Raw genomic sequence first — 7,985 nt, forward strand, 5'->3', positions numbered from 1 at the left:
TCCCCCTCGAAGAAGCCCGGCACCCACGAGTACTTGTCGGTGTAGCCCCAGACGGTGAACGAGACGCAGCGGCGGGCCAGCAGGCAGCCCTGCATCAGCACGCCGTAGCCCTGCGCCTGGGCCTGCAGCTTGACCGTGTCCGGCGGCATGAGCATCCGGACGTCGACCTCGGTGAGCGAGGTTTCCAGGCCGAGGTCCTCGAAGCGCCTGAGGTTCGCGGCCACCTGGGCGGCGGTGTTGAACCCGAACTGCACGCCGAGGTGGCCCTGCGCGCCGAAGCCGTGCACCGGCACGCCCTGCCGCAGCAGGTCCTTGACCAGTCGGAAGTAGGCGTCGCTCTTGGGATTGCCGGCCTCGACGTTGTAGTCGTTGAGGTAGAGCTTGACCCTCGGGTCGGCCTGGTGCGCCCAGCGGAACGCGTCGGCGATGTAGCCGGGGCCGAGGTTGCGCAGCCAGATGGTGTCCCGCAGCTGGGCGTTGTCGTCGATCACCTCGTTGACGACGTCCCACTGGTAGAGCTTGCCGCGGAAGTGCGACGCGACGTCGAAGATGTGCTGGCGCAGGATCTGGCGCAGCTCGGCCGGGGTGATCTCGCCGGACTCCACGCCCTGGGTCAGCCACTCCGGAAGCTGGTTGTGCCACAACAGGGTGTGGCCGCGGACCTGCTGCCCGTTGCGCCGCGCGGAGGCGACCAGCGCGTCGGCGGCGGTGAAGTCGAGCTGGCCGCGCACCGGTTCGAGGAGCTGCCACTTCATCACGTTCTCCGCGGTGATCGAGGAGAACTCGGTGGCGATCCGCTCCCGGTACACGGTGTCGGCGTTGAACGCGTCGAAGTCCACCGCCGTGCCGACCAGCAGGTGCTGACGCTTGGCCAGGTCGCGCAGGGGCGAGTCGACCGGAAGCGGTCGGGCGGCGTGGGACTCGTCGGCGGAGCTGGCCGTGAGGCCGACGGTCAGGATCGACGCGGCAAGGAGGGTGACAGCCGCGATGCTGATGGCCTTCATGCAGGGCTCCGAAACTTTCGGGCGATCTTCCGTTATGTTCTCGGAAGATTATGCCGCCGGGCTTTTGACCGTCAAGTAAATCGCCACGCTGGGGTAATTGCTGGCCGTCGGAACCTTTCGGGCTTACCCTGAGACTCCTCAGCTCGAAGGAGATGGCCTTGCCGATCGACGGGGAACGCAAAGTCACGATCACCGCCATCGCGCGGGAGGCCGGCGTCTCGGTGCCGACGGTGTCGCGCGTCGTCAATGGCCGGTCGGACGTGTCGCCCACGACGCGCGCCCGCATCGAGGAGCTGCTGCACGAGCACGGCTACCGCCGGCGCACGTCGCGCCGCCGGGACCGGGCCGGGCTGATCGACCTGGTCTTCAACGACCTGGACAGCCCGTGGGCGGTGGAGATCATCCGCGGGGTCGAGGACGTCGCGCACGCCGCGGCCGTGGGCACGGTCGTGTCAGCCATCCACCGCCGCTCGACGTCCACCCGGCAGTGGCTGGACAACCTGCGGGCCCGCGCGTCGGACGCGGTGATCCTGGTGGCCTCGACGCTGCAGCCCACCCACCAGGCCGAATTGCGCCGGCTCAACGTCCCGATCGTGGCGGTGGACCCGGCCGGCGTGCCGGCGCTCGACGTGCCCACGGTCGGCGCCACCAACTGGGCCGGCGGGCTGGCCGCGACCGAGCACCTGATCTCGCGGGGCCACGAGCGGATCGGGTTCATCGCCGGGCCGCCGCGGCTGCTGTGCAGCCGGGCCCGACTCGACGGGCACCGCGCCGCGCTGGAGGCGGCCGGCATCGCGGCCGACCCCGAGCTGATCCAGCCGGGCGACTTCTACCACGAGTCGGGCTTCCAGGGCGCCGCCGCGCTGCTCGACCTGCGCGACCCGCCGACCGCGATCTTCGCCGCCAGCGACCAGATGGCCTTCGGTGTGTACGAGGCGGTGCGCCAGCGCGGGCTGCGCATCCCCGACGACCTCAGCGTGGTCGGCTTCGACGATCTACCGGAGGCGCGCTGGGCCTCGCCCCCGCTGACCACGGTCCGCCAGCCGCTGGCCGAGATGGGCCGGCTCGCCGCGCGCACCGTGCTGCGGCTGGCCAAGGGCGAGGAGATCGAGAGCCCGCGCGTCGAGCTGGCCACCGATCTGGTCATCCGCGACAGTACGGACGATTCACACGGCCGCCCTTAACCTCGAGGTGTGGCTCGCCTCAGTCTCGGCTCGCTGGCGCTCGGCGCCCTGCTGATGCTGACCCTGCACTTCGTGCCGCCGACGGACGAGATGGACCCCGTCCGGCGCACGCTCAGCCAGTACGCCCTCAGCCCCAACAAGTGGATCTTCGACCTGTCCGTGCTGCTGGTGGCCATCGGCTCCGCCCTGGTCTTCCTGGAGCTGACCCGGCGCCGGCTCGTCCGCCCGCTGTCCGCGCCCGTGCTGCTGGGCGCCGTGTGGACCGCCAGCCTCCTGATCATCGTCGCCTTCACCAAGACCAACTGGGCGGTCGGCCCCGGCACGGGCGGCGTCGTCCACCGCTACGCCAGCCTCACCGCGTTCGTTTCCCTCCCCCTCGCCGTGATCATGGTGGCCGGCGCCGCCTTCCCGCACGCGACCGGCTGGCGCTGGGCAGCCCGCGGCCTCGGCGGCCTGTCCCTCGGCTGGTTCACCCTCATCATGATCGGCGTCGTCAACATGTACGCCGGCGACGGCCGCCCCTGGTGGCGCTTCGTCCCCCTCGGCCTCGTCGAACGCCTGGTCGTCACAACCGCCGTCGCCGCGATCGCCGTCGTCGTACTGGGCCTCGTGCTGGCTAGTCCACAATGGACCCAAAAGCCGCCCGGCCGGTCGCCGGAAACACCAGCACCGGTCCCCTGACGTTCTTGACCCCGGTAAGTACTTCGTCGGCCGCGAGGACGAGTTGCAGCGCTTTGAACGCTCCCTCATCGCGCTCCGTCGGGCCGAGCCGGCCCATCTTTACGTCGCCGGGGTCAATGGCCGAGGCAAGACGTCGTACCTCGAGAACTCTGCGAGTCGGCCAGGAGCCGGGGCGACATCTTCGCCGCGCGGGTCGCCCTGGACGGCGGCGTTCGGGCACAGCAGCAGGTGGTAGCCGCCTTCGAAAGGCTGCTCGACAAGGTCGACGAGGTCCATGAACGGATCACCGGCGAGTCCCGCCTGATGAAGGAATGGAACGAGCCGGCGTTCGGTGACGAACCAGGCCCGACGGCCGGTTCGAAATCGACCGGTGCGGCGGCAACCGGCCGAGACGCCGACCGTCAGGCCCGGATTGGCTCAGATCGAATTGATGAACGCCGTGAGCGCCTGGGCGTGCTCACCTATGACATTCAGCTCCTGAATCGAGTAGTTGATCTGATTCCACACGTCGCCCAGCAGGTCGAGAACCTGCTGCACCTCGGCCGATGGCGGAGTGGACGGATCCCACTCCAGGAACTCAGGGTTGGCGCTATGGATTTGCTGCACCAGCGCGATCATGTCACCGATCTGCTGCTCGGCGTAGTCATAGCGCTGAAGCACGTCGGCGAGTTGGGTCTGGAGATTGATGAAGACGCTGCTGCGTATGGTCCTACTCACGCGTGCCAGCCTGGCCAGATCATCCTCCGATAGTTGCCGCAGCATCAGTTGCCGCAGCTCCTCGGGGATCTGCTCCAGGTAGTTGGCCGTGGGTTGCGCCATCGCGACTCTCCCTCAGATATTGAACTTGCAATTCGCAGTTCGATGCTGCCCGACTTCGGACCCGGCTGCAGTGCCACGCAGGAAAACGAAGAGGCACAGACAGCTGCGCGATGAGGCAATGGATCACGAACGTGCTCACCGGCCTCGGCAAGAATGGCGACTCCGCCGTTCCGGAGAAGCCGGGGTAAATGATCGCGTAGAGTGTGCTCCAACCGTATTCACGCCTGGCGGAGCGCGTCGGCGGGGGGTGGGCGGGCGGTCAGCGCGTCGGACGGGCGGCTCACCGCGACCGTCTCGGGGTGCTCCGGGGTGGCCGCGGGCGCGAGCAGCGCGGCGACGGACGCGGTCCGGTCGGTTTCGGTGCGGACGTAGATGCGGCTGGGATGGTTGTCGTACCGGAAGAACCGGACGGCCACCGGGGAGCCGATCAACGCGGAGTGGTTGCCAGCTCGACCGGCCGGAGGATCCCGATCACCACGAACCGTGCCCGCCGACGACGATGCGGGTGCCGGCGCCGGGCCGGGTGATGCCGAGCCGTTGCGCGGCGTCGTGGCCGAGCACCGCGGTCGGGGTAGCCGCGGTGGCGGCGTTGTGGAATACCCCGGCGGAGAGCCGAGCGTCCATTGTGGATAGTAATCCCGGATCGCAGGCCCGCGGCTCGGCGCGGGCACCATGATCGGCAGAATGGGAAATCGGTGCTCGGATATGAATGTCAGCATCCCATCCCGACGATCATCTGGGCCTGGCCGCCACACGCGGAGTCGCCGAGCATGATCGCCGTGCGCGAACGGCGGCCGCGCAGCGCGCGGCGCGGGCGCCGTTTCCGCAGTCCGATTCCCGCGACCCGGCCCCGGCACGACCCCGACCTGCCATGATCACTCGGCGACGAACCAGACTCCGACGGCGGGCTCGGTGCCCTCGTTGCGGTAGCTGTGCGGGGTGGCCGACTCGAAGGAGAACGAGTCGCCGGCGGAGAGGTGGATCTCTTCGAAGCCGAGCGTCAACACCAGCTCGCCGCTGATCAGGTAGCCGAACTCGGCGCCGGGGTGGCGCATCAGGCCGCCGGTGCTCGAGGAGGTGCCGCCCGGTGGGTAGGTGACGAGCAGGAAGTCGACCGGGTGCGGGGGCAGCTCGCCGAGGCGTTCCCAGACCACGCCGGTGTCGAGGGTGAGGGCCTGGCGGTCCTTCTCCCCGACGACCGGGCCGATGCGTTGGCCGCGCGAGGAACCGAGGGCCTCGATGAGGGTGGTCGGCTCCCCGACGACGCGCGGCTGTTCGGCGGGGGCGCCGGCGTCGAAGACCTCGTGGATGGAGATGCCCAACGCCGTGGTGATGGCGTAGAGGGTGCTGACCGACGGCTGGCTCTTGCCGTTCTCGATCTGGGAGATCATGCTGGCCGAGACCCCGACCTCGGCGGCCAGCGCGCGGAGGCTGACGCCGCGCCGGACCCGCTCCTCGCGGATCCGCTCGCCCAGCGAGGGCAGCTCCGACGTGGCCATTCGCCACTCCTCCCATGCAGCGGTACTGCACGCATTATGCGTCAGCTCGACTCAGTGTTAAGTAATGCTTGACAGCATGTCGAGCCCAGATTTACGTTCGGCTATGGCCATCCGCACCTACGGGCCGAACGCGGTCGACTGGGAGCAGCGGATCGATCTTGACCGGCTGCGCGTGGAGCGCCTGCGGCGGCTGAACGATACCCTGGACCGGTCCTCCCTCGGCGCCCTGCTGACGTTCGACTTCTCCAACATCCGGTACATGACGTCCACGCACATCGGCACCTGGGCGATGGACAAGCTGATCCGCTTCGCCGTGCTGCCGCGCGGCGGCGAACCGGTGCTCTGGGACTTCGGCTCGGCGGCGAAGCATCACCAGCTGTACAACCCGTGGCTGGACGGGGAGAACCGGGCAAGGGCCGGGATCTCCACGCTGCGCGGGGCGTTCCACCCCGATGCCGGCATCGCCGACGACGTCGCCCGCAAGGTCGCCACCGTGCTGACCGAGCACGGGGTGGCCGGCGAGCCGGTCGGCGTCGACCTCGTCGAGATGCCGATCCTGGCCGCCCTGCAACGGCAGGGCCTCGAGGTGGTGGACGGGCAGCAGGTCTTCCTGGAGGCCAGGAAGATCAAGACTCCGGACGAGATCGGGCTGCTGACCCAGGCCTGCGCCATGGTCGACGCCGCCTACGAGGAGCTGTACGGCTTCCTGCGCCCCGGCGTGCGGGAGAACGAGTGCGTGGCGCTGGTCAGCAAGGTGCTCTACGAGCTGGGCAGCGAGTACGTCGAGGGGGTCAACGCGATCTCCGGGGAGCGCTGCTCGCCGCACCCGCACGTCTACTCCGACCGGATCATCCGGCCCGGCGACCCGGCCTTCTTCGACATCCTGCACAGCCACCTCGGCTACCGCACCTGCTACTACCGTTGCTTCGCGGTGGGCAGCGCGTCGAGGGCGCAGCGCGACGCCTACGCCCGCTGCCGGGAGTACATGGACCAGGCGATCGCCCTGGTCCGGCCGGGCGCCACCACCGCGGACATCGTCTCGGTGTGGCCACGGGCCCAGGAGTTCGGCTTTCCCAGCGAGGAGGCGGCGTTCGCGCTGCAGTACGGGCACGGCGTCGGACTGTCCATCTGGGAGAAACCGATCTTCTCCCGGCTGGTGTCGCTCGACCACCCGGAGACGCTCGAGGAGGGCATGCTCTTCGCGCTGGAGACCTACTGGCCGGCCGACGACGGCTGGTCGGCGGCCCGGATCGAGGAGGAGGTGGTGGTCACCGCGGACGGCTGCGAGGTGATCACCAAGTTCCCCGCGGAGGACCTGCTCGTGGCCGGGCGCAAGTACTGGACGGCGGGCGGCGCCCTCAACACCCTGCGGGACGCCCAGTCCCACCGCAACACCGACAAGGACGGCACTGGACACAATGGACGTGTCTACTGAGGACATGCTGGCCTGGTACGAACGGCTGGCTGTGATCCGGCGTACCGAGAAGGCCGCGCACGACCTTTTCCTTGCCGGGCTGGTGAAGGGCACGACGCACCTGGCTGCCGGGCAGGAGGCGGTCGCGGTCGGGGCCGCCGCGGCGCTGCGCGACGACGACTACGTGTTCGCCACGTACCGCGGCCACCACCACGCCATCGCCCGCGGCGCCACGCCCGAGGCATGCCTGGCCGAGCTGATGAGCCGCGCCACCGGGCTGTGCGCCGCCAAGGGCGGCTCGATGCACCTGACGGTCGCCGAGGGCAACATGCTCGGCTCGTACGCGATCGTCGGCTCCCACCTGCCGATCGCCTGCGGCGCCGCCTGGTCGGCCAAGCTGCGCGGCAGCGGGCAGGTCGCGGTCGCCTTCTTCGGCGACGGCGCCACCAACATCGGCGCCTTCCACGAGGCGCTCAACCTGGCGGCGGTGTGGAAGCTGCCGGCGCTGTTCGTCTGCGAGAACAACCTGTACATGGAGTACACGCCGATCGCGTCGGTCACCGCGGTCGCCCAGCCGGCCGCCGACCGCGCCCCCGCCTACGGCCTGCCGGCCGAGGTGGTCGACGGCAACGACGTGGTGGCGGTGCTGGAGGCCACCGCGCGGGCGGTCGACCGCGCCCGCGCCGGCAACGGCCCCACCATCATCGAGGCGCTCACCTACCGGCAGTACGGCCACTCCCGCTCCGACCCGGCCAAGTACCGGCCGCAGGAGGAGGTCGACCACTGGCTCAAGCGCGACCCGCTGGTGCTGCTGGCCGACCGGCTGCGCGGCGACGGCGTGGCCGATGAGGCGATCGAGGAGCGCCGAGAGCGCGCGCAGGAGGTGGTGGCCGCCGCGGTCGAGGCGGCCAAGGCGGCGCCGCCGCCCGACGAGGCGACCGCGTTCACCGACGTGTGGGCGGACGGGGGTGCGCGGTGGCGGACCTGATCACCTACCGCGAGGCGGTCGCCATGGGCATCGCCCGGGAGATGCGCCGCGACCCCACCGTGGTGTGCCTGGGCGAGGACATCGGCGCCGCCGAAGGCGTCTTCAAGACCACCACCGGCCTGTTCGCCGAGTTCGGCCCCGAGCGGGTCTGGGACACCCCCATCAGCGAGCAGGCGATCGTCGGCGCCGCCATGGGCGCCGCCATGACCGGCCTGCGCCCGGTGGCCGAGATCATGTTCTCCGACTTCCTGGCCTGCTGCTGGGACTATGTCGCCAACGAGATCCCCAAGATGCGCTACATGACCGGCGGGCAGGTCACCGTCCCGCTGGTGATCCGCACCGCCAACGGCGGCGGGCTCGGCTTCGGCGCCCAGCACTCCCAGGCGGTGGAGAACT

Annotated in this window: 9 protein-coding genes and 1 pseudogene; 5 read left to right on the top strand and 5 right to left on the bottom strand. The window is 69.9% G+C overall.

All coding sequences use genetic code 11. The features are described from left to right. A partial coding sequence (locus tag VGX25_RS14930; RefSeq protein WP_326918378.1) for an endo-1,4-beta-xylanase occupies positions 1–1,004 on the bottom strand: 1,004 nt, incomplete at its 3' end. A 158-nt stretch (positions 1,005–1,162) separates the two neighbouring features. Between VGX25_RS14930 and VGX25_RS14935 the strand changes: the two genes are divergently transcribed. Both VGX25_RS14935 and VGX25_RS14940 read left to right on the top strand, forming a co-directional pair. Beyond that, positions 1,163–2,188, top strand: coding sequence for a LacI family DNA-binding transcriptional regulator (locus VGX25_RS14935; RefSeq protein ID WP_326918379.1), 1,026 nt, complete (start codon positions 1,163–1,165; stop codon positions 2,186–2,188). A 9-nt stretch (positions 2,189–2,197) separates the two neighbouring features. Continuing rightward, entirely contained in the window at positions 2,198–2,869 is a 672-nt protein-coding gene (locus tag VGX25_RS14940) for a DUF998 domain-containing protein (RefSeq protein WP_326918380.1), read from the top strand. 417 nt (positions 2,870–3,286) lie between these two features. On the opposite strand, the gene VGX25_RS14945 is transcribed toward VGX25_RS14940, so the two are convergent. The 4 genes from VGX25_RS14945 to VGX25_RS14960 form a co-directional block, all read right to left on the bottom strand. Then, entirely contained in the window at positions 3,287–3,688 is a 402-nt protein-coding gene (locus VGX25_RS14945; protein ID WP_326918381.1) for a hypothetical protein, read from the bottom strand. A 218-nt stretch (positions 3,689–3,906) separates the two neighbouring features. Then, positions 3,907–4,119 (bottom strand): hypothetical protein, encoded by a 213-nt coding sequence (locus VGX25_RS14950; RefSeq protein WP_326918382.1) that lies wholly within the window; start codon positions 4,117–4,119, stop codon positions 3,907–3,909. Positions 4,120–4,159: 40 nt separating this feature from the next. Continuing rightward, positions 4,160–4,312: a hypothetical protein gene (locus VGX25_RS14955; RefSeq protein WP_326918383.1), complete on the bottom strand. Its 153-nt coding sequence runs from the start codon at positions 4,310–4,312 to the stop codon at positions 4,160–4,162. Positions 4,313–4,563: 251 nt separating this feature from the next. Then, entirely contained in the window at positions 4,564–5,187 is a 624-nt protein-coding gene (locus tag VGX25_RS14960) for a cupin domain-containing protein (protein ID WP_326918384.1), read from the bottom strand. Positions 5,188–5,290: 103 nt separating this feature from the next. On the opposite strand from VGX25_RS14960, the gene VGX25_RS14965 reads away from it, so the two are divergent. From VGX25_RS14965 to VGX25_RS14975, 3 genes and pseudogenes are all read left to right on the top strand, one after another. Continuing rightward, the gene (locus VGX25_RS14965; RefSeq protein WP_326918385.1) at positions 5,291–6,622 is read left to right on the top strand and encodes a Xaa-Pro peptidase family protein; all 1,332 of its coding nucleotides are present in this window, start codon (positions 5,291–5,293) and stop codon (positions 6,620–6,622) included. Continuing rightward, entirely contained in the window at positions 6,606–7,589 is a 984-nt protein-coding gene (locus VGX25_RS14970; RefSeq protein WP_326918386.1) for a thiamine pyrophosphate-dependent dehydrogenase E1 component subunit alpha, read from the top strand. Before VGX25_RS14965 ends, VGX25_RS14970 begins: the two co-directional genes overlap by 17 nt. Beyond that, positions 7,577–7,985 (top strand): annotated as a pseudogene (locus VGX25_RS14975) (alpha-ketoacid dehydrogenase subunit beta); the annotation flags it as partial. The gene VGX25_RS14970 and the pseudogene VGX25_RS14975, both read left to right, overlap by 13 nt.

Source organism: Actinophytocola sp., from assembly GCF_035942955.1.
Lineage (GTDB): Bacteria > Actinomycetota > Actinomycetes > Mycobacteriales > Pseudonocardiaceae > DASYTH01.